The sequence below is a fragment of the Segatella albensis DSM 11370 = JCM 12258 genome (assembly GCF_000426565.1).
GTDB lineage: Bacteria > Bacteroidota > Bacteroidia > Bacteroidales > Bacteroidaceae > Prevotella > Prevotella albensis.
Genome location: NZ_AUFP01000027.1, coordinates 1 through 22,219, shown reverse-complemented (window position 1 = coordinate 22,219; position 22,219 = coordinate 1). Strand labels below are relative to the sequence as shown.

Here is a 22,219-nt window from a genome sequence, read left to right as displayed (position 1 = left end):
AAAGACGATGACGTTGATAGGGTGTAGGTGTAAAGACGGTGACGTCAAAGCCGAGCACTACTAATTGCCCGAAACTTTCTAAAGAGTTTATGCTTTTTGTTGTTGAGTAGAAAGTAGATACAGGTTATTTTATAAGCTGCTTGTGTGCAAGGATGTCATAAGCCATATCAGGTGGTTATTGTGGTGGGGTCCCACCTCTTCCCATTCCGAACAGAGAAGTTAAGCCCACTTACGCCGATGGTACTGCAATGCAATGCGGGAGAGTAGGTAACCGCCTCCTTTTAAATCAAGCCTCGATTACGAAAGTATTCGGGGCTTTTTTCGTATATTTGCATCGTTGATTTTATTATGTCATGATTTGTACTATTAAGCGTATTCTTCTTTGGCTCCGTAGGTGCTCATATTCCAGAGGGTTTGGTATACAATCTCCTTGGACTTATGCTTTCGTACGTTATGTCATAAATGAGCATTATCCTTATTATGCTTATGCTGATTTAAAGAATTGTTTTCCTAATGTTCCGGTTATAGAACGTAAGTTACTCGAATTGTATTTTAGAATAGCAAACTTCGTTCAACCAGCAAAAGTTTTAGTCGGTCATGAATCTGAAAAACTCCTAAGTAGTTATCTGCATACTGCTTGTCAAAATTGTGATATTTTATCTATCGGAGATGCTCATTTTGCATCTTTGAAATATGATTTGGTCATATTGTCTTTAAATAAGATATATGAACTTGGTATAGAGAAATTGCATAGTATAGTAACTGATAAGACAATTCTAATAGTTGAAGACATTTATCGGAACAAGAGATTAGATCCTCGTTGGGTTACTCTTTCTAGTGATGATTGTTGTGGTATTACTTTTGATTTGTATTATTGTGGCATAATTTGTTTTGATTTATCACTTTATAAGCAGTCATATATTATTAATTTTTAATTTTTGTGGATATTTTCCTGATATTGTTATTGTTTTAAGATTTATTGATGGAGTAGTCCCTATTTTTTTCAATATAAATTGTTGTGGATAAAATAATTTTTATTATTTTTGCACGCAAATAAAAATCGTGTAAATTTAAAGACTATGTATTGGACACTAGAATTAGCTTCTAAGCTTGAAGATGCACCATGGCCTGCAACAAAGGATGAGTTGATTGATTATGCGACTCGTTCTGGTGCACCTTTGGAAGTATTGGAGAATCTGCAGGAGATTGAGGATGATGGCGAAGTATATGAGAGTATTGAAGATATTTGGCCAGATTATCCAACAAAGGATGATTTTTTATGGAATGAAGATGAGTATTAAGGCTCTGATTTAGAGTTAATAAGTTAAAAATCAGCGAGATAAGCAAATTTTATTTGTTTGTCTCGCTGGTGTTTTTATCACTATTATATCATCTGTCCTTCTTTTGTTTTTAACTTTCGAAAGTAAAAAACGAGTGAATTATTTGTTTTTTCAAAGTAAAAAGGAAAGAATAAAGGTTTTAAACAGATAAAAGGAATTGAAGACAGTTACGTTATTAGCGATGGCGTCGATATAGGTGACGGAAAGAAGATACCGCTTTGGGGGCTGCTTTACTAAGGACGATAGGATTCCTTATGTTCCCACTATCCTTTCCACTATTGATGAGAGTGGGAAGGAAAGTACATTAGCAACATTGAAAGGAAAAAAGCAACCTGTGCAATAAATGCACAAGTTCGAAAGTAAAATGTAAACTGTTCGGAAACTCCGAACAGTTTCTTTTTCTGATGTGGATGAAGTCTTCCTTAGCTTCGATGGAGGTGACAGGATCCTGCTCTGTTCGGAAATCTGGGACAAGGCCAGTCCTAAGGTCAAATGTTCTCGTAGTGCCATGTACCGACCATGAGTGGCTCGTACTGCTCGTTCAGCTTCACTGTCTTTTCGTGCGCCTCCGGGTCGGCATATCTTGGTTTGTCGCTGTCGCAAGAGGCAAATGCGAGGGCGGCAATCAGGAGGAAGAGAAGTTTTGCTTGTTTCATTTTACGAAGTACCATATAAATATCCAAAATGTGATAATGCAGATGAAAGCTATAAGAAATGGTGTGTCGGAGAGCATTCCGTGTTTTGAGAAGTTCACGATGCCATGAAATGTAGAGCAAAAGAGCAGCGAATGGGTATCAGTCGCAATCTTTCCAATTCCCCAGGAGGCGAAAAGTAGAAGCAAGAAAAATGGCAATACGTTGCGTTGATTCAAATCCAAATGCCACAGAAACCACACAACTGTGATAATAAGGACATACTGCCACATTGGTAGTTTCCTGAGTTCATATTGCAAGAATCCTCTCCAGCCGTATTCTTCCAATAGTCCATATGTAAAAGCTAATAAGCATAATATGCCCATGTTTAATTCTCCGATGATGCTGAATGTGAGGCATGGCACTGCTATGGTTACAATGGATTTCCAAATAGACTTGCCTGTGATAGTGTACTCCGTTTTACGCTTGAAAATAGCCATAGCAACAAGCGCTCCAAAGATTGGACCAAGACCAGTGGAAAGTTGGAAGGCATAGTTCTCCCAAAGTGAAGGATACTTGTTGCCAACCGCCAGTGTTATCAGACGCAAAGATAAAGCTATCATGTAAAACAATGCTATTGCGCCGAAATGAATATCTTTGTAAACCAATCTCATTTTTGCTTATCCGTTTGCTGTTTCATTCCTTCAAGGAATTTCTGTTGCAGTTGTTTGGCCAATTGATTGTTAGGATTGAGTTTCAGGGCTTTCTCATAGTTCTGCATCACGTCGATATAGTAACGTTGTCCGTTTTGAGCGGGATTCTGTACGATGCGCACCATGTAGAGAAAGCCGCGAAGGGTACAGATGTCCGACTGGTCTCCATGCTTCATCTGTTCCATTTTCGCGATGGCCTGTTCGGCCTCAGCAATCATATTTTCTGTCTGAGGGGCATGGGGATAGGTTACTGCAAAAGACAGGCTCTGCAGGGCCAGCTGATACTTTAGCTGAATGCTATCAGGCTGCATGGCCTCGATACGCTTCATTTTGGCTACGTTGTTGAGCATGTCCGACTGTGCGGGCTGCTGGGCTTGGATACTTACTAATGCCATCATGGAGAGGGCGATAACGAACACACGATGTTTAGAAATTAGAAATGTCATACGCTTTACTATTTTTAAGTGAAACAAGAATGCCGATATATAGGAAACGGTCGCAGGAAGGTACGACAGGATTAGCGCTCGCGTCATAACGGAAGATGTTGGTGCGACCGAAGATATTGTTTAACGAAGTATAGATGATGACCTTAGGGTTCAGCAGATAAGTTAGGTTAACGTCCACACTGTTGTAATGCGGTGTGGTGCCAGTGGGGAAATGTCGTCCGTTGGCGTATGATTCTGCCAGTCCGATAATGGCTTTACCGATGGCGTATTTAGCTGTCAGACGCAGGTTGTGACGTGAGGCATAGTCAGGTGTCTGCACTTCGGTGTAGCCGAGATAAAGTCGTTCGGAATCATTGAATGAATAGGAAAGTGTGGTCGTCAGATGCTTGACGAGCGAATGATCCTCAACGAAGACATCTACACCTCGGCTTGTACCATAACCATGAGGCCGATAAACGCCATCCTCTAGCAAAGGAAGATGGTGGTATTTCTTCCAATAGGGTTCGATGCGCAGAAGCGTGGCATCTGATTTATACTGCATGGAGAAGATGGCATGGTCGGCAGTCCTTTGGCTGAACTCACCTCGGCTTTGTGCCAAATAATCGTCAGCTAAGGTTTGACTGTAGCGACCACCAACTAAGGAAAATTGCAGATACTTGTTGGGTATATAACTGAGCGTTACCCTCGGCATTAGCAAACAATCAGATTTCATAAACTCGGCTCTTGCCGAGGCATTGAGAAATACGCGGGGAATGATGCGCCACTGTGCATCGATATGAGCAGCGAGGATGTTGTAATTGAGTAGGTAATGGTAGGCGTCATATCTCATCGTGCTGTTTCGGATATAGTCTTCTACGCCAGTCGACACCTTTAACACGTCTGAACAAACCTTGCGAACTTCGACCTTCAGATGCACTTCATTTCGGAAATTATGATAATGGTCGCCAACCATTCGAGCATTGTCAATATCAGTCAACACAGAAGAATTGGCAACACCCGTAAAGAGGCTGTAGCCACGTCCTATCGAAGCACAATGGGTGACGTTGGCATAGATGTTATGCTCCTTCAATAAAAGGTTGCGCCCGTCTATATGCTGTCTGACTAATGTCAAGTCATAACCGACGTATGACTTCAACACACTCGAAGCGTTGAACTCCTTTTTATATTGTGCTTCGCCTGATAACTTACGATATGGACGAGTAAATTCCTGTCGTTGCGTGAACAACCGATCGTATAGTCCCATGCTGGTTAGTGCAGCATTGAACGACAGACTACTGTTCTGATAAGCTTTGGTGCCGCCAATGTTCCAGTCAACTAAGGATGCGCTCACACCGAATTTGTCGCTTGTTGCTGCATCTGTTGTTTCCATGGAGAGTACGGATGAAAGTGCTTGACCGTATTCACCGCTGTAGCCGCCTAATGAGAAATTGATGTCTTTGAACAGGAACGGCGAGAAGCGTCCACGAATAGCAGTATTCTCCGTGTTAGTACTGTAAGGCACGAGGACATGCATCCCATTCACGAATGTTTGGCATTCATCGCTTTCGCCGCCACGTACATACAATTTGCCGTTCTCGCCAACTTTCTGCGTTCCAGGCAGCGTCTGTAGTGCCGCCACGATGTCACCACATGAGTTGCCAGCCATCACCACGTCGAGCGCGTTCATCGTCTTGAAGTTATCACTCTTACCGAAACTGAACGTGCTGGCAGTTACAATAACCTCATTGATGGTGGTTGTCTGCTCGTTCATTTGTATGGTGAGATTGTCCATGAGGCTGATGTCAGCTGTCAGCGTATAGTCCTTATAGCCTATAAAAGTGGCTTTGAGGGTTGCCTCACCTGTTTGCGAGGTCGTAAACGAGAATCGGCCAAGGGAGTCGGTGAGGCATCCGTCAATCGTACCTAATATAAATACGTTGGCACCAGCGAGCGGCTTATGTCCGTCGGTAACAATACCCGAAATGGTGGCCTGTGCAGTCAGATTGCAGACAGCCAACAGCATTAAAACGATATGTGCAATTCGATGTTTCATGCCGCTAAGATACGGCAAGAAACCGAAGCCTCCAAATATCTGTGACAGACAGCTAAAACCGCTGATGGAAAGCTAAGCCAGATGGCGAATGACTAAGTTTGCGGACGAGTGACTAAGCGATAAAAGACTTTAGCCGAGGCACAAACGAGCGGGATACCGGTATGCTGTTCGTACATGCCCCGAGTGTCAGCTGATAGCCGTTGGAGTTGCCCTTGGCCGACGTGATATTGTTCACATTGACTACAAACGAACGGTGGCACTGGAAAATATTCTCGTAGGCTTTCAATTCTTCAATCACAGCAGTCAGCGTAGTATGAACCTCCAAGTTTGTTGGCTTGTTGTCTTTCAGATAGCAGACGGAGACATTGTTCTTCTGTGCTTCAATATAAAGCAGATTGTTGATGGGAATCGTGAGGTCGTTTCCTCGAACGCTTGTATCGTGGATAGTTATTGAAATGTCCTCCTGTTCCTCCGTCGTATTACTAAGAAGAGCCTCCATTCTGTCTCTCAGACTCTGATTGTACTCAACACCGATTGTCAGCACAGTTACGATGACGCCAATGATTATTGTCCAATACAGGAACAGAAGGAAGATGCCGATAGTGATGGGATAATGGAAGAGCAAAGAGAACAGGAGAAAGTTGCAGATGGCGATGAAGAATATCAGTCCGAGCACATGACACCCTTGATGCCAGATACGCCAAGGCTTGACGAATTGATGCAGACGTTTGGAGACAGTCCATCCATAGAGCGCATAACAGCACGACGTGACAAGCCCGAATAACGCTGCCACCAAGCATTTGTTTCCGCTATACATGCTGAATCCAAACGGTTGCAACAGCCAAAATATCGCCCAGATAATGACACCGTAAACGATGCTGTCTCTCAGCAAATGCTCACTCTGCTTAAACGGATATGTACGTGTAAGGAATGACATAACTTCTATTGTTTACAGTGCAAAGGTACAAAAAAAATAGGGAGAAAAGCAATAGTAGTTTTGTTTATCTCGCTAATTTTTCATATGATCGAATATATCGATAGGGTTACATATTATATATAGTATAGTAGTGTAACAGTTTTCATCTTGTAACGTCAGTCTATTGTATAAGAGTGGTCTTTCTGCAATATATCTTTGTTTTCTGCGTTAATATTATTGTGTTTAAGAAGATTTTCTGTATATTATCATTGCTGATATTTTTCTTGATAAAGATGAATGCTCAGTATGATCCGTCTTTTAGTCATTATTTTGATTTAGAGACGTCGTTTAATCCAGCTTCTGTTGGTAAAACATCCCATTTAAATATATCCGCTGCCTATGCTATGGATTTTTCGGGTTTTGAAAACAATCCCCGTGCAGCATTACTGTCAGTTGATTTACCTTTTCTTTTTCTGAATCAATATCATGGTGCTGGAGTTATATTATTAAATGATAAAATTGGATTATTCACGCATCAAAAACTCGGAGTACAATATTCTTATAAGCAGAAAATGTTTGGTGGCTCATTAGGTATTGGTGTTCAAGTGGCAGCTCTAAGCGAGACCTTTGATGGTACAAGAGTAGATTTGTCCGATTCTAATGATCCCGCATTTCCATCTTCTCAAATATCTGGTAATGGAGTAGATCTTGCCGTCGGATTGTATTATGTCCATAACTCATATTATGTAGGCGGTTCTATACAACATGTTAATTCCCCACAGATAGAATTAGGTTCAACGAATGATTTACAAATTCATGCAACCTATTATTTGACAGGTGGATACAATATAAAACTTAGAAATCCGTTTCTTACAGTGAAACCATCAGTCTTATTAAGGTCAGATGGTACAACTTATCGTGGAGATATATCAACACGATTAATTTATTCGAATGATGAAAAAATGATGTATGGAGGATTTGGTTATAGTCCATCCAATTCTTTAACTTTTATGATAGGAGGAAAATTTCATGGTGTAACTTTAGGGTATAGTTATGAAATGTATACATCTTTTCAAAGTCAAGGAAATGGAAGTCATGAATTGTTCATAGGTTATCAGACAGACATTAACATGATAAAGAAAGGGAAAAACCTCCATAAGAGTGTGAGAATTTTATAATAGAAACGAAGTATAATTCAGAATATATGAAGAGAATAACATTGAATCTTATTGCTTTGGCTATGCTAATATCGCTCAATGGCTGTATGGGTGCTCAAAATGCGTCTTTATCAGGTTTGGGCGGTGAAGTTGTTGGAGTCAGCGGAAAGAATTTCAGTGAGCCAGTTCCATATGGAATGGTAAAAGTAGAAAGAGGATTTCTACGAATGGGATTAGAAAAACAGGATTCATTATGGGGAAAGAAAATTCCTTGTAAGGAAGTTTCTGTAGATGGATTTTGGATGGATGAAACTGAAGTTACAAATTCAAAATATAAACAATTTGTAGAATATGTAAAAGATTCCATCTTTAGAACGAGGTTAGCAGACCCTAATTATGGAGGAGACGAAAGTTACATGATTACAGAAGATAAGTATGGTAATCCTATAACCCCTCGTATCAATTGGAACAAGCGTATTCCAAAGAAGTTGAATGAAGATGAGCAAAGAGCTTGGGAGAGTCTTTATGTTACGAATCCTGTAACTGGGGAAAAACTTATAGACTGGAGACAGTTGAATTATAAATATGAAATCTATGATTACGCTTCAGCAGCTCTTCGTAGAAACAGAATCCGCCCACAAGAGCGTAATCTGAATACAGATAAAACTGTAGATCCTAATGAAGTTATTATGATTTCCAAGGATACAGCTTATGTCGATGACGAAGGAATTATCCATAATGAGACGATAGATCGTCCACTTTCTGGACCATGGGATTTTCTAAACACATATATTGTGAATGTTTATCCTGATACAACATGTTGGGTAAACGATTTCCAAAATTCAGATAATGAAACCTATTTAAGATCTTATTTTAGTAATCCGGCCTATAATGATTATCCAGTTGTTGGAGTGACATGGGAACAGGCAAATGCCTTTTGTGCATGGCGAACGAACTATCTTCTGAAAGGACTAGGAGAAGAAGCAAAATACATACAACGTTACCGACTTCCTACAGAAGCAGAATGGGAATATGCAGCCCGTGGCAAGTCTGGTAATGAATTCCCTTGGGAAAATGAAAGTGTGAAGAATGGTCAAGGATGTTATTATGCCAATTTCAAACCAGACCGTGGAAATTATACCGAAGATGGAAACCTGATAACAAGCAAAGTAGGAATCTTCTCACCAAATAGTAATGGATTGTACGATATGGCAGGTAACGTAGCTGAATGGACAAGTACCATTTATACAGAGGCCGGTGTAAATGCCATGAACGATTTAAATCCTCAATTAAAATATAATGCAGCAAAAGAAGATCCATATTATTTGAAGAGAAAGTGTGTCAGAGGAGGATCATGGAAAGATCCAGAGAGCTATATCCGGAGCGCTTGGAGGAGTTGGGAATACCAGAATCAGCCTCGTTCGTATATCGGATTTAGATGTGTGAGGAGTTTAGCAACAACTTCAAGTCAAAGATCAAAAGGACGCAAAAAATAGAAGATAATGGGAAACTATAGTAAATATAATGTCGTGTATCGTTTACAGAAGTGGTTGGATACCGTTCAGGGGCAAACCTTCTTGAATTATGCTTATAGCTGGGGTGCTTCTATCGTTATATTAGGTGCACTTTTTAAATTAACCTATTTGCCTTTTGCAAATATCATGCTATTTGTAGGTATGGGAACAGAAGTCGTGGTGTTCTTCTTGTCAGCCTTCGACCGTCCTTTTGATAAGACAGCCGATGGCAGAGAGTTACCAAGTCGGGTGACTAAAGAATTCCTGGAAACTGGTAAGGTAGAATATAAAGACCAGTACAGGAAAACGGAGAATGTAAGAACCCCGGAAGCAGAAGAGACTATATCAGTAGTTTCAAATCATACAACTTATGTCCCACAGATGAGTGGGGACGAAGCAGAAACGTTGAATCATGCTCAAAAACAATATGTTGAGCAGTTACAAAAACTTGTAGAGACCCTAAACAAAGTAAATGAACAGAGTTTAAGATTGACACGAGATAGTGAAGAGATGGAAAACCTGAATCGCACGCTTACAGGAATCAGTAAAGTTTATGAAATGCAGTTGAAAGGGGCCAGTCAACAGATTGGAACTATCGATTTGATTAATGAACAAACAAAGAAGATGGCAGAGCAGATAGAACAGTTGAATAGTATTTATGCACGTATGATTGGTGCGATGACCGTAAATATGAATGCGACAACTTATAACGGTTCAAATCAAAAGATCTAAATTCGATGTCAATAAAGAAACGCCCAGTAACCCCTCGCCAGAAGATGATAAACTTAATGTATATCGTCCTGATGGCAATGCTTGCATTGAATATTTCAACGGAAGTACTAAATGGCTTTTCTGTTGTTGAGGAAAGTTTGAATCGTACAACGTCAAGTGCATCTTCAGAAAACGAACGCATTTATTCACAATTCTCCAATCAGATGCAAGCCAATCCAGAAAAGGTTCAGGCTTGGTTTGCTAAAGCAACGGAAGTGAAGCGTATGAGTGATTCACTTTTTAATTTCTTGCAAGAATTAAAAGTAGAAATTGTAAGAGAAGCCGATGGAGCTGATGGAGATCCAAAGAAGATAAAGAATACAGGAAATTTAGAAGCAGCAGGAACAGTGATGCTGTCTCCTATTACCGGTAAGGGCAAAAAACTCTATTCATCAATCAATGCATATCGTGATAAAATTCTAAGTTTGGTAACAGATTCTTATCAACATAAGATCATAGCGACCAATCTCTCAACTTCAGTTCCGAGGTCTGTAGGTACGATAGGAAAGAGTTGGCAAGAGTATATGTTTGAGAATATGCCTGTAGCAGCCGCGGTGACGCTCTTGTCCAAGTTGCAGAATGATGTAAGATATGCAGAAGGAGAAGTCCTTCATACATTAGTATCCCAGATTGACATGAAAGATATTCGTGTTAATAAGCTAGAAGCATTTGTGATACCAGAAAAGACCGTCTTGTATCCTGGTGAGCGATTTAAGGCAAACATAGTCATGGCAGCAGTTGATACCACACAACAGCCAACGATATATGTAAATGGTTCAAGACTAAATACCCCAAATGGTCAATACACATTTACAGCAGGAGGAGTAGGAGAACATCAGTTTAGTGGATATATCATGATGAAGAATGCTGTAGGTGATTTTTTGCGACGCAATTTCGTACAGAAATATAATGTGATACCAGTTCCTAGTACAGCTACTGTTGCTGCGGATTTGATGAATGTACTCTATGCCGGTTATAACAATCCGGTAAGTGTTAGTATGCCGGGAATTTCGCAGAATTCCGTTAGTCTTATAGCATCCGGCGCATCAGTTCATGCTAAAGGAAATGGTCATTATACGATTATACCGAGAGCTGTAGGGCAAGATGTTTCCATTCGTGTTGTTGGTCGTGATGGTAAGACTTCCAGAAATGTGGGACCATTTATGTTTCATGTCAGGAAATTACCAGATCCAATGGCATATCTATCGATAGGAATTAACCGATTTAAGGGAGGACCTCTATCGAAAGCCATATTGATGAATACAGCAGGTCTTCATGCAGCTATCGATGATGGCTTGCTTGATATTCCATTTAAAGTGATAGGTTTTGAGACCGTATTCTTTGATAATATGGGAAATGCAATTCCAATGATTTCAGAAGGCTCTTCATTTTCGAGTCGCCAGAAAGAACAGTTTAGGAAACTATCAAGAAATCGAAGATTCTATATTAATCACGTTCGGGCAGTAGGTCCTGATGGAATTACCAGAACCTTAACAGGTTCAATGGAAGTAATCGTAAGATAATAACACAGTAAATATATTAGTAATGAAGAAGATATTTATTATAATATTATTAGTCAGTTTGGCAGGTGTCTCTAAGGCTCAGCCAATGGCTAGACGTGTTCAAGCCCAGCAACAAAACGTCCATAAGATGACAGAACGAGCCAAAATCATGTTTCCTACGATGGCCTCAATGCCCGAAGATGTCGTATGGCGCCGTGATATATATCGTAAGTTGAATCTTATGGAAGATGCCAATGCAGGTTTATATTATCCTGTTGAACCTGTAGGTAATCAGATGAACCTGTTTACTTACATTTTTAAATTGATGATGCGTGGAAATATCCATGTCTATGAATATCGTTTGGATGGAAATGAGTCGTTTGATGAGACCGCCCGTGTCAAACCAAAAGACTTTCTTGATAATTACCACATCTATTACGAGAAAAAAGATCGTGGTGTATTTATAGATAATAGTGACATTCCCTCAAAAGAGGTCAAGGCATATTATCTGAAGGAATGTGCATATTATGATCAGAACACCTCCACGTTCCATCGAAAGGTTATGGCTTTATGTCCTATCATGTACAGAGAGGATGATTTTGGAGATGGAGCAACAGCTTATCCATTGTTTTGGATCAAGTACGATGATTTAGCCCCATATCTTGCAAAACAACAGATGATGACCAGTAATCTAAATAATGCTGCAGTGATGAGTATAGATGATTACTTTACCTTGAACCTATATGATGGTAAAATATATAAGACCACAAATATGCTTGGCAAGACCTTGGCTCAAGATGGTTCTGGCGATACAGCTGTTGTAGCACAACAGAAGAAAATAGAGCAAGAGCTAATCGACTTTGAGAAAAATATATGGGGAGATAAGACGAAACGAGATTCGATAGAGCGCGTTAATGGATGGGATAATAAGATAAAGTCCCAAGCGAACAGAAGAACATATACTCGTGTAAGAAATCGTCGTGCTACCTCTGGATTCACATCCCCGAAAGCAGCTCGAGTAACGGTCAGACGTGAACGTCATTGATCGTTTTTACGCAGTTAACTTCGTAAGCTTGTATAGTTAACTTCATAAGCTGATAAAGTTATTCGCGTAAGGCTACGAAGTTAACTGCGTAAAACAACGCATATTATTCAATTTAGAAAGATATCATAAAAGCGAGAGTAATACTCGTAATACTAAAAAAAAATAAGTATAAAAAATGAAAAAGATGATTACTTTTGCACTAGCAGTATTAGGTCTACTATGTGCAAGTCAGGTAAAAGCTCAGGTTAATTTCGGAGTAAAAGGAGGTTTGAATGTCACAAATATGTCTTTCAGTGAAAGCGTGTTTGATGCATCAAATCAGACAGGGTGGTTCGTAGGTCCTACAGTGAAGATTAGTCTTCCTTTGGTAGGATTAGGAGTTGATGCTTCTGCATTATATGACTATCGTGCAGCAGATGTAACAGTAGAAAATGAAAGTCAGAAAGTAAAGCAACAACAGCTTGCCATCCCAGTAAACCTTCGTTATGGCATAGGTCTTGGCGATGTTGCCAGTGTTTTTGCTTTTGCTGGTCCACAGTGGGGTATTAATGTTGGTGACTCAGAATTTAAGTGGAATGATAGTAGCAGCTATTCTTTGAAGAAATCAAATTTCAGTGTAAACCTAGGCTTTGGTGCAACCTTGGCAAAGCATCTTCAGGTAACAGCAAATTATAATATAGCATGTGGAAAGAGTGCAGATGCAAATTGGCAGAAGGTTAGTGAAAAGATTAGCAAGAGCGACAAGAGCCATAACAATTCATGGCAGATTGCTTTAGCATACTTCTTCTAAGAATTAACGAAATTAATATATAAAAGGCAGATACTTGTTCTAAAGTATCTGCTTTTTTGTTATCTTTGCAGTCTATGAAATATGTTGATGTTATATTGCCATTACCTTTGGAGGGAACTTTTACCTATTCCCTTCCAGAAGATTTTGTTGATTCTGTTGCGCAAGGAGTAAGAGTTTTAGTTCCTCTTGGTCGTAGCAAGAAATATATAGCATTGGTTGATCATATTCATGAAAACAAACCAGAATTTCAATGCAAACCCATTATTGAGGTTCTTGATAGAGCACCTATAGTCTTGGATAGTCAGTTGAGATTATGGAAGTGGATTTCTGATTATTATATGTCACCTTTAGGTGATGTATATCATGCGGCATTGCCTTTGGGATTGAAGTCTTTAGATAAATACAAACCAAAGATGGAACTGTATATTGGTTTGGTTGAAAAATATCGAAGTGAGGAATCCTTGAAAGTACTGCTGAACATCCTCAATAGAGCAAGCAAACAGCAAAAGGTATTGATAGATTTTCTTACCCTTAGTCACTGGGATACCCTTGAAAATACGGTACCGAAGGAACAGATTCAGGAGATTACTCGTGATGAATTGATGAATGTAAGTCATTGTACATCTGCGATAATAAAGGCCTTGTTGGATCGTGGTATTCTTTATTCTTACGAAAAGGAAGTAGGAAGATTAAATACAGTTAGTCAACCTCATCTGGATCGTATAAAAGTGCTTGCATCAGCTCAACAGATAGCATATGATGAGATTCTAAGGCAATTTCAGGAAAAGTCTGTCGTTTTACTTCATGGTGTTACTTCGAGTGGAAAGACAGAAATCTATATTCATCTTATCAAAAAAGCATTAGAAGCTCATCAGCAGGTATTGTATCTTCTTCCGGAAATTGCCTTGACAGTTCAGATCATGCAACGCCTCCAAAAGGTATTTGGTAATCGTCTCGGCATCTATCATTCAAAGTATAGTGACGCAGAGCGTGTAGAAATATGGAAGAAGCAATTATCGGATGAACCTTATGATGTTATACTTGGTGCAAGAAGTGCAGTTTTGTTACCTTTCCAGAAACTGGGTTTAGTTATTGTTGATGAGGAACATGAAACCTCGTTTAAGCAGCAAGATCCATCACCTCGTTACCATGCAAGGAATGCAGCAATTGTTCTCGCTATGATGAGTGGAGCAAAAACCTTATTGGGATCAGCTACACCTTCTATGGAGAGCTATTATAATGCCTCGATTGGTAAATATGGGCTGGTGAAGTTAAAAACGCGATACAATAATATTCAACTTCCTAAGATAGAAGTTATAGACATCAAAGATCGCCAGAGAAGGAAAGTTATGTCGGGACCATTTTCGACAGAATTGTTGAAGGCTGTGAGAAATGCGTTGGCAGAAGGAAAACAAGTGATTCTATTTCAAAATCGGCGTGGCTTTGCTCCGATGATAGAATGTAAAGTCTGCGGATGGGTTCCTAAATGTGATAATTGCGATGTCTCATTGACTTTACATAAAAACCTGAACCAGTTGACATGTCATTATTGTGGTTTCACTTATCGGATTCCGACAGAGTGCCCTAACTGTGGAAGTACAGAATTGACAAGCAGAGGATATGGAACAGAAAAAATAGAGGATTATATTCGAGAACTTTTCCCGGAAGCACGAGTTGCCCGGATGGATTTGGATACAACGCGCACGAGAAATGCGTATGAGCGGTTGATAGATGATTTCTCCTCGGGTAGGACAAATCTATTAATAGGAACTCAGATGATTAGCAAGGGCTTGGATTTTGATAATGTAAGTGTCGTTGGTATCTTGAATGCCAATAATATGCTGAATTATCCGGATTTCAGAGCCTACGAACATGCTTTTATGATGATGTCTCAAGTTAGTGGGCGCGCAGGAAGAAAGGGTAAACAGGGATTAGTTCTCTTACAGACGAAGTCTCCGGAATTACCTATAATCTCTCAGGTCGTAGACAATGATTTCGAGGGCTTCTATAAAAATCTGTTACAAGAGCGTCTGATGTTTCATTATCCACCTTTCTATAGACTGATAGAAGTGTTCCTGAAACACAAGAAGGAAGATGTTGTTTCTTCAGCAGGATACGAACTCGGAAATAAACTGAAAAGTTGGTTTGGTGAAAGAGTCTTGGGACCAGACAAGCCTGCTGTGGCAAGGGTTAAAACACTTTTTATCCGGAGAATTATCATTAAGTTGGAGATAGGTATCGATTACAAAAAAGTTCGCGGGTATCTTCATCATGCCCAAGAGCAAATGATAAAGAACCCGCGTTATGGAGTTTTACAAATCTACTATGATGTAGATCCTTTGTAGTTATGAATGTTTTACAATTTTATGTCTACACCTACTCCAAATACATTGTTGTTTCTAGTGTAGTCTGAATTATATGTAATCTTTTGGCTGTTACTTAATGAAATGTCCTCATTGGTCTTGTAATGAGAATAGAAGGTATGGAAGTAGGCAATGTTTACGTCGATTTTCTTGCTTACATGTAGACATGCACCAGCAGCCAAAGAGTTAGAACTTGTAACAAATGACTTGTCATTCATATACTCAGGAGTCATTCCGTATGAAGTCTTCTGCCATCCAGCACTAACAGTGATGAATTTGTTTGCGTCGAATTCTGCACCTGCATTATATTCTACAGTACCTCTCTTGAGCTTGTCCTCTTTATGATTGTATGAGGTAGCCTGACGATCATAGAAATAGTGGAAACCAGCGTTGATACGCAATGGGTCGATAGGGTTGTAACTTATACCAACAGTCAACAAAGCAGGAATATCTCCAGCGATACTTTTACCATCTTCGAATTCGCCTGTTGCTTCAGCTAACTTACTATCAAATTGATTCTTCAGCATTCCCATAGCTCCGACAACTTCCTTGTTTCCCAACTTTTGTGTTGCATATTCGATAGCCTGTGCTTGTGACATATTATTAGCCATAGCAGCCTTTACGACGACAGCAGACAGATTGTCTGCAAGGTTACCGATACTTGGAGCCTGATTGACAGATTCGTTCTTCAGACGCATACGAGTTTTGAACTCATATTTGGCTGCAAAGTTCCAACGCCCCAGTTTATAATCTATACCGAGGATTGGAGTAAAGCCAGTTCCTGTCTGGTCGCAATTCAATTCAATATCTGCGGCATTAGTCTTTGATGGATCAAGAACCTGATAAAGAGGCATGTTACCAACTTTTATATCGCGTACATAACCATAATAGTTACTTAATGCGTATACGCCGCGGATACCAGCATAAAAAGCCAGATTTTTGTTCATCTTATATGCAGTTCCTAATGACAAACTATAGTAATATTGGCGACCGCGCATAAAACTGTTGAAACTATATGTGCCTTTATCTCCAAACATTTTGTCAGAAGTAAACAACTTAGTGCCAAGTGCATGATCAACAACGCCTGCAAGTTCTGTAGCTCCAGCAGCAGTTTCAGAGACAATCTTTTCGAAAGAACCAAGACCATTGTCGAAGGTGCATTTACCACCACCGCCAGTTACTCCGAACATAGTTTGGAAAGAGAAGTTCTTCCAGTTGTATGCTGCCTGGATGGAAGGTAATACCGGAGCAAATGCGTGTCCACGGAATTCTCTCTCTGTACTGTTGTTCTCCTGATTTCTTGCAAACAATGGATAATTGTTTTTAATAGTTCTACTTTGGAAAACAAGTTGCCAATTCAAAGAAAGGTGGATGCCGTCACCTAAAAATGCGACACCGGCAGGGTTTGAGTAAACACCGTCGATGCCGATAGAAGCATCTCTACTCAGCATTCTGTCAAATGCTACATTTTGATTCGTGTTGGTTAATAAACCACCTGCTATTGCAGGAGTGATACTCCCCAATAATAAGGCTATAAGAACTAATTTTAACTTATTCATCTTAAATACTTTAAATAAATTGGTCGCAAAATTACAAATATTGTTCTGTAATTCTATATTTGCAAATATTCGTTTAACGTATATTAATAATTAAGGGGTCGAATTGTGCACAAAAATATAGAATTGTGCACAATTCGACCCCTTGTTTATTTATGATCAGACTTAAATATGCTCGCTGACGGTTATGTCATTTCCATGATTAAGTTCTGGATATGATATACGTGTATGATAGATAGACTTGAGTCGTCCGATTAGTACAGTCTTAGCTAAGGCAATGTCTCTGAAGGTAATAGGGCATTCTTTGAAGAACCCCTCTGAAACTTGAGAATCGATAAGCTTATTAACTAGATTTGTGATACTTTCTTCCGTATATTCAGTTAAAGACCTAGAAGCGGCTTCTACGGTATCAGCCATCATAAGTATTGCTTGTTCTCTTGTAAATGGGTTAGGGCCAGGATATTGGAATTGGCTAATATCTATATCTTCGTCTGGGTGCTTGTTCTTGTATTTAATATAGAAATATTTAGCGATACCAGTACCATGATGCGTTGTGATGAAGTTCTTTATGATCGTTGGAATATTGAATTTCTCCGCAAGTTTCAGGCCTTCATAAACATGGTTGATGATAATTTGCGCACTCTCTTGTTCGGTCATCCTCTCATGAGGATTTACGCCAGCCTGGTTCTCCGTGAAAAAGACAGGGTTGCTCATCTTTCCGATATCATGATACAAAGCTCCGGTACGTACTAATAAACTGTTAGCTTCGATTCTGTTAGCGATCTCTGCGGCAAGATTACCAACAGTGATGGAGTGTTGGAATGTGCCTGGGGCAATCTCACTTAGATTTCTTAATAGACCTTTGTTTGTATTTGATAACTCGAAGAGTGTAACATTTGAAACAAACCCAAATAGTTTCTCAATGAGATACATGAGAGGGTAAGCAAGTAAGAGGAATACGCCATTCACCGTAAAGTGAATATACATGGATCTGTCAAGTTTCATCAAATCGTTATTTTGCATGAGTTGCATGGCAAAATATACAGCAGCACTTGCCATCGTTACTAATAATGCAGTTTTGATAACCTGTGCTCTGCTTGAAAGTTCACGTAAGGAATATATTGCAGCCAATCCTGCAACAAGTTGAACAATGATAAATTCATATTGATATTTGACAGCTGCTGCACATATCAAGATCATGGTCACATGAGTAATGAATGCTGTTCTTGAATCCATGAACACTCGAATGAATATCGGAGCCATCGCGAATGGTATGATATAGACACTGAGGATGTTGTGTTGCATCATTAATGAAACCAAAATAGGGAATATGGTTATCATTGTATATAGCATTGTTATACTCCTAGGTTTTTCGAAGTAGTCCTTTCGGAATAATGCCAAGAACATCGTGAAGAGAATTACGAGAATCAAGACGAATAGAATTTGTCCGATGACGGTTGTTGTTAGTTCTGCTTTTGTGGCACTTCTTCTCTTCATCTCCTTTTCAAAGGAATTTAGCACACGGTAGGCATAGTCGTCAATGATTTCTCCTCGGTCTATAATTTTCTGGCCACTCATCACCATGCCACTGGCAAGTGGTATGCTACTTAACAGCTCGTCCTGTTCGGTCATACTTTTAACCTTGTCATAGTTGAGGTTGGCAGCAATGTAATTATTTAAGTTGCATTGCTGTAGAATAGCTCTTTGCTTGTTTAAGAGGTTATCATGAAATAACATTTCATACGCGCTGAGAGTAGAATATAGAGATTTGATTTGTCTGTTCTGTGCCTGTTTGCCAATGATCACTCGGATTGTATTGGATGAATCCTTTGCATACTGATTATATTCTGGCGTATTTAATATACCTGCCTCATAGATATGATGCAGTCTGTTGGCTATGATGTCTACGTATTCTTTGGGTAGACCCGGAATACCTTCTTTGAAGTCATCCTTGAACTTACTGATCAGTCGGTTTTCTACCAAAGGATTATAGTTGTAGTAAGGCTGGAAAATTCTCATCAGAGAGTCTCTTTCCCTCTTGATGGTTTCGTCAGTTTTATATACAGGAAAGTCGAACTTGGCGATAAAAGCCCCATACATCCAAGGCTTGCCAATATCATAACGAAATTGCTGGCCTTCGTTACGCGGTAGGAACCAAGAAATAATAGCTACGGTAACAACTACTAATGCGGTTCTTGTTAGCAAATTACGCCAATAGAAATCTTTATTTTTCCTAAAAATATTCATGCTTTCTGCTATTATTATATTATCATTTGCGAAAATACAAAAAAAATACGCTATAACTGCAAAAAAATATGTAATTTTGCACAAAAATAATAACTTAGTTCATTTATAAAGGATGACAGAAAGAAAAGTTAGGGTGCGTTTTGCACCAAGTCCTACGGGCGCATTACACATCGGTGGTGTTAGAACCGCCCTTTATAATTATTTGTTTGCTCGCCAGCATGGTGGTGAACTTGTTTTTAGAATAGAGGATACCGATTCTCATCGTTTTGTTCCTGGTGCAGAGGAATATATACTCGAATCATTCAAGTGGTTAGGAATAAAGTTTGATGAAGGCGTCAGCTTTGGTGGTGAGCATGGTCCATACAGACAGAGTGAGCGTCGTGAAATTTATAAGAAGTATGTTAAGCAGTTGCTTGATAACGGAAAAGCTTATATTGCATTCGATACACCAGAAGAATTAGAGGCAAAACGTGCAGAAATCAAGAATTTCCAATATGATGCTCATACGCGTTTGCAGATGAGAAATTCACTCACTTTGTCAGACGAAGAGGTGAAGACTTTGATTGCGAACGGAAATCAGTATACGGTTCGTTTCAAGATAGAGCCGGGTGTTGATGTGCATGTAAATGATATGATCCGTGGTGATGTTTGTATCAAGAGCGATATCTTGGATGATAAAGTCCTCTATAAGAGTGCTGATGAACTCCCTACATACCATTTGGCAAATATTGTTGATGACCACTTGATGGAAATCACTCATGTCATTAGAGGTGAGGAATGGTTGCCAAGTGCTCCACTTCATGTTCTTCTTTATCAGGCTTTCGGTTGGGAGGATACTATGCCACGCTTTGCACACCTTCCATTGTTGCTGAAACCAGAAGGCAAGGGTAAGTTGAGTAAACGTGATGGTGATAGATTGGGATTCCCTGTATTCCCATTGGAATGGCACGATCCTAAGACAGGAGAAATCAGTTCTGGATATCGTGAGAGTGGCTACTTCCCAGAGGCTGTTGTTAACTTCTTGGCATTATTGGGATGGAACCCAGGAACGGAACAAGAGTTGTTTAGTTTGGATGAACTTGTTAAGGCTTTTGATATTACAAAATGTTCTTTGCATGGTGCTAAGTTTGACTACCAGAAGGGTATGTGGTTCAATCATGAGTATATCTTACGCAAGAGCGATGATGAAATAGCCTCTCTGTTTGCTCCTATTGTTGCTAATAATGGTGTTGATACAACAATGGATAGAATTACTCAAGTTGTTCATATGATGAAGGACCGTGTAAGTTTTGTCAAGGAGCTGTGGCCTTTGTGCTCATTCTTCTTTATTGCACCTTCAGAGTATGACGCAAAGACTGTCAAGAAACGTTGGAAGGAGTATTCTGCAAAGCAGATGAGCGAACTTGTTGATGTACTTCAGAATATTGAAGATTTCTCTGTTGAAGGTCAGGAACCTGTTGTCATGAAGTGGGTTGAAGATAACGACTATAAACTTGGTGATGTGATGAATGCATTCCGTCTTGCCTTAGTTGGTATTGGTAAGGGTCCAGGTATGTTTGATATCTCAGCTTTCTTGGGTAAGGAAGAAACAATTAATCGCCTGAAGCGTGCTATTGAGATACTTAAATAAATAGTATGTATCAGTTTTTTATTAGTCTTTATTGGATAGGGGTTGCTATAGCTTCTGTCTTTAACAAGAAAGTAAGAAAAATGTGGGAAGGTGAACATCAAACCTTCTCAATATTAAAAGATAAATTGGAACCAGATGTGAAATACATCTGGTTTCATGCTGCTTCTTTGGGTGAGTTTGAGCAGGGACGTCCTTTGATGGAGCAAATTCGTAAAGAGCATCCTGAATATAAGATAGTTCTTACTTTTTTCTCTCCTTCTGGTTATGAGGTTCGTAAGAATTATGACGGAGCTGATATCATTTGTTATTTACCATTGGATACGCTTAGAAATGCTATTCGTTTCGTAAAGATGGTAAAGCCTGTGAAAGTATTCTTTATAAAGTATGAGTTCTGGTATAACTATTTGAAGACTTTAAAACGTCATCATATTCCTGTTTACAGTGTAAGTAGTATCTTTCGTCCGCAACAGGCCTTTTTCGCCTGGTATGGTGTGCAATACAGAAGGGTCCTCTCATGCTTTGATTATTTCTTTGTACAGAACGAAGAAAGTAAGAGACTGCTTAACGGTATTGGCTTGGAGAATGTAGAGATTGTAGGAGATACGCGCTTTGACCGTGTGTTACAGATTAAACAAGCCTCAAAGGATTTACCGATTGTAGATTCTTTTGTTGGTGATGCTCCGAAAGTCTTTGTTGCAGGAAGCAGTTGGATGCCTGATGAGGAAATCTTCTTAAAGTTCTTTGCTGAACATAAAGATTGGAAGGTCATTATAGCTCCTCATGTGATAGCTGAAGATCATCTTCGTAAGATATATAACTTGATAGAAGACAGAAAAGTTGTAAGATATTCGCAATCGACCGTAGATAATGTTTCTGATGCCGAGATTATGATTATTGATTGTTTCGGACTTCTAAGTAGTATATATAAGTATGCCACAGTAAGTTATGTCGGTGGTGGTTTTGGCGTAGGAATCCATAATACGTTAGAGGCTGCCGTCTGGAATATTCCTGTTATCTTTGGACCAAACAATAGAAAGTTTCAGGAGGCTCAGGGACTTCTTCGACATGGTGGTGGATTTGAAATTATCGATTTCGATGCTTTCTGTCATGTTATGAAAGCTTTTGAGTCGGAAAGTACACTTAAGCAGGCTAGTGAACAGGCTGGTAAATATGTGGAGAGCCTTTCCGGTGCCACGCATAAGATTTTATCCTATATAAAATTATAAAAAAAGAAAGGTAATTCTTAATCAGGAATTACCTTTCTTTTTTTTTATTGGTAGTGTAAGTTGAACTGTGTCAAGGCTATTGTCCTTTTTATATTAACCTCAGATGGGGGACACGATTTCTAATCGTGTTTTCCAGATGAGGAGCCTTCCTGGCAGCAAAGTTACATAATTTCAAATCTATCACCAAATTTTATAGCCAATTGTTGAGATATTAGTGCCCAGTTCGCAAGGGGCATAGTCCACTTCTCACTGATATTACGGTAGGCCAGATAAACGAGTTTCTCCAAGGCAGTATCTGATGGGAATACACCTTTATTCTTAGTGACCTTGCGTATCTGA

At 39.5% G+C, this 22,219-nt stretch carries 18 protein-coding genes, 1 rRNA gene and 1 pseudogene; 12 read left to right on the top strand and 8 right to left on the bottom strand.

Features of this window, described 5'->3' with window-relative positions:
• Nucleotides 1–167 precede the first annotated feature (167 nt).
• From rrf to K333_RS0109450, 3 genes are all read left to right on the top strand, one after another.
• Nucleotides 168–280: ribosomal RNA gene (rrf, locus tag K333_RS0109460) — 5S ribosomal RNA — on the top strand.
• A 73-nt stretch (nucleotides 281–353) separates the two neighbouring features.
• The gene (locus K333_RS0109455; protein WP_024990631.1) at nucleotides 354–935 is read left to right on the top strand and encodes a hypothetical protein; all 582 of its coding nucleotides are present in this window, start codon (nucleotides 354–356) and stop codon (nucleotides 933–935) included.
• A 144-nt stretch (nucleotides 936–1,079) separates the two neighbouring features.
• Complete coding sequence (locus tag K333_RS0109450; protein ID WP_024990632.1) at nucleotides 1,080–1,301, top strand: DUF2795 domain-containing protein; 222 nt, start codon at nucleotides 1,080–1,082, stop codon at nucleotides 1,299–1,301.
• Nucleotides 1,302–1,828: 527 nt separating this feature from the next.
• On the opposite strand, the gene K333_RS13225 is transcribed toward K333_RS0109450, so the two are convergent.
• The 5 genes from K333_RS13225 to K333_RS0109425 form a co-directional block, all read right to left on the bottom strand.
• Nucleotides 1,829–1,996, bottom strand: a complete 168-nt coding sequence (locus K333_RS13225) for a hypothetical protein (RefSeq protein WP_154653036.1) — start codon at nucleotides 1,994–1,996, stop codon at nucleotides 1,829–1,831.
• A complete protein-coding gene (locus K333_RS0109440; RefSeq protein ID WP_161624566.1) occupies nucleotides 1,993–2,595 on the bottom strand; it encodes a CPBP family glutamic-type intramembrane protease in 603 nt (200 codons plus the stop codon). Before K333_RS0109440 ends, K333_RS13225 begins: the two co-directional genes overlap by 4 nt.
• A gap of 47 nt (nucleotides 2,596–2,642) precedes the next feature.
• The gene (locus K333_RS12735) at nucleotides 2,643–3,131 is read right to left on the bottom strand and encodes a hypothetical protein (protein WP_027452617.1); all 489 of its coding nucleotides are present in this window, start codon (nucleotides 3,129–3,131) and stop codon (nucleotides 2,643–2,645) included.
• Complete coding sequence (locus K333_RS0109430; RefSeq protein ID WP_027452616.1) at nucleotides 3,112–5,163, bottom strand: TonB-dependent receptor; 2,052 nt, start codon at nucleotides 5,161–5,163, stop codon at nucleotides 3,112–3,114. The genes K333_RS12735 and K333_RS0109430 overlap by 20 nt, the downstream gene beginning before the upstream one ends.
• A gap of 112 nt (nucleotides 5,164–5,275) precedes the next feature.
• The gene (locus tag K333_RS0109425; RefSeq protein ID WP_024990636.1) at nucleotides 5,276–6,100 is read right to left on the bottom strand and encodes a LytR/AlgR family response regulator transcription factor; all 825 of its coding nucleotides are present in this window, start codon (nucleotides 6,098–6,100) and stop codon (nucleotides 5,276–5,278) included.
• Between the two features lie 218 nt (nucleotides 6,101–6,318).
• Here K333_RS0109425 and K333_RS0109420 point away from each other — a divergent pair, with 218 nt between their 5' ends.
• From K333_RS0109420 to priA, 7 genes are all read left to right on the top strand, one after another.
• Entirely contained in the window at nucleotides 6,319–7,257 is a 939-nt protein-coding gene (locus K333_RS0109420) for a PorP/SprF family type IX secretion system membrane protein (protein WP_024990637.1), read from the top strand.
• 26 nt (nucleotides 7,258–7,283) lie between these two features.
• Nucleotides 7,284–8,732 (top strand): T9SS ring complex lipoprotein PorK/GldK, encoded by a 1,449-nt coding sequence (porK, locus tag K333_RS0109415; RefSeq protein WP_024990638.1) that lies wholly within the window; start codon nucleotides 7,284–7,286, stop codon nucleotides 8,730–8,732.
• 6 nt (nucleotides 8,733–8,738) lie between these two features.
• Entirely contained in the window at nucleotides 8,739–9,482 is a 744-nt protein-coding gene (gene porL / locus K333_RS0109410; protein WP_024990639.1) for a type IX secretion system motor protein PorL/GldL, read from the top strand.
• Between the two features lie 5 nt (nucleotides 9,483–9,487).
• Complete coding sequence (gene porM, locus K333_RS0109405) at nucleotides 9,488–11,044, top strand: type IX secretion system motor protein PorM/GldM (RefSeq protein ID WP_024990640.1); 1,557 nt, start codon at nucleotides 9,488–9,490, stop codon at nucleotides 11,042–11,044.
• 22 nt (nucleotides 11,045–11,066) lie between these two features.
• Complete coding sequence (porN, locus tag K333_RS0109400; RefSeq protein WP_024990641.1) at nucleotides 11,067–12,068, top strand: type IX secretion system ring subunit PorN/GldN; 1,002 nt, start codon at nucleotides 11,067–11,069, stop codon at nucleotides 12,066–12,068.
• Between the two features lie 175 nt (nucleotides 12,069–12,243).
• Nucleotides 12,244–12,858: a porin family protein gene (locus tag K333_RS0109395; RefSeq protein ID WP_024990642.1), complete on the top strand. Its 615-nt coding sequence runs from the start codon at nucleotides 12,244–12,246 to the stop codon at nucleotides 12,856–12,858.
• 74 nt (nucleotides 12,859–12,932) lie between these two features.
• Complete coding sequence (gene priA / locus K333_RS0109390; protein ID WP_027452614.1) at nucleotides 12,933–15,203, top strand: replication restart helicase PriA; 2,271 nt, start codon at nucleotides 12,933–12,935, stop codon at nucleotides 15,201–15,203.
• Between the two features lie 11 nt (nucleotides 15,204–15,214).
• Here the strand turns inward: priA and K333_RS0109385 are convergent, their stop codons facing one another.
• A complete protein-coding gene (locus K333_RS0109385; RefSeq protein WP_024990643.1) occupies nucleotides 15,215–16,780 on the bottom strand; it encodes a membrane protein in 1,566 nt (521 codons plus the stop codon).
• A gap of 162 nt (nucleotides 16,781–16,942) precedes the next feature.
• The gene (locus tag K333_RS12285) at nucleotides 16,943–19,024 is read right to left on the bottom strand and encodes an HD family phosphohydrolase (RefSeq protein WP_051230928.1); all 2,082 of its coding nucleotides are present in this window, start codon (nucleotides 19,022–19,024) and stop codon (nucleotides 16,943–16,945) included.
• A 112-nt stretch (nucleotides 19,025–19,136) separates the two neighbouring features.
• Between K333_RS12285 and gltX the strand changes: the two genes are divergently transcribed.
• Both gltX and K333_RS0109370 read left to right on the top strand, forming a co-directional pair.
• Nucleotides 19,137–20,654: a glutamate--tRNA ligase gene (gene gltX / locus K333_RS0109375; protein ID WP_024990644.1), complete on the top strand. Its 1,518-nt coding sequence runs from the start codon at nucleotides 19,137–19,139 to the stop codon at nucleotides 20,652–20,654.
• A gap of 5 nt (nucleotides 20,655–20,659) precedes the next feature.
• Nucleotides 20,660–21,880, top strand: coding sequence for a 3-deoxy-D-manno-octulosonic acid transferase (locus K333_RS0109370; protein ID WP_024990645.1), 1,221 nt, complete (start codon nucleotides 20,660–20,662; stop codon nucleotides 21,878–21,880).
• A 161-nt stretch (nucleotides 21,881–22,041) separates the two neighbouring features.
• On the opposite strand, the pseudogene K333_RS12980 reads toward K333_RS0109370, so the two are convergent.
• Nucleotides 22,042–22,219: pseudogene (locus tag K333_RS12980) on the bottom strand (IS256 family transposase); the annotation flags it as partial.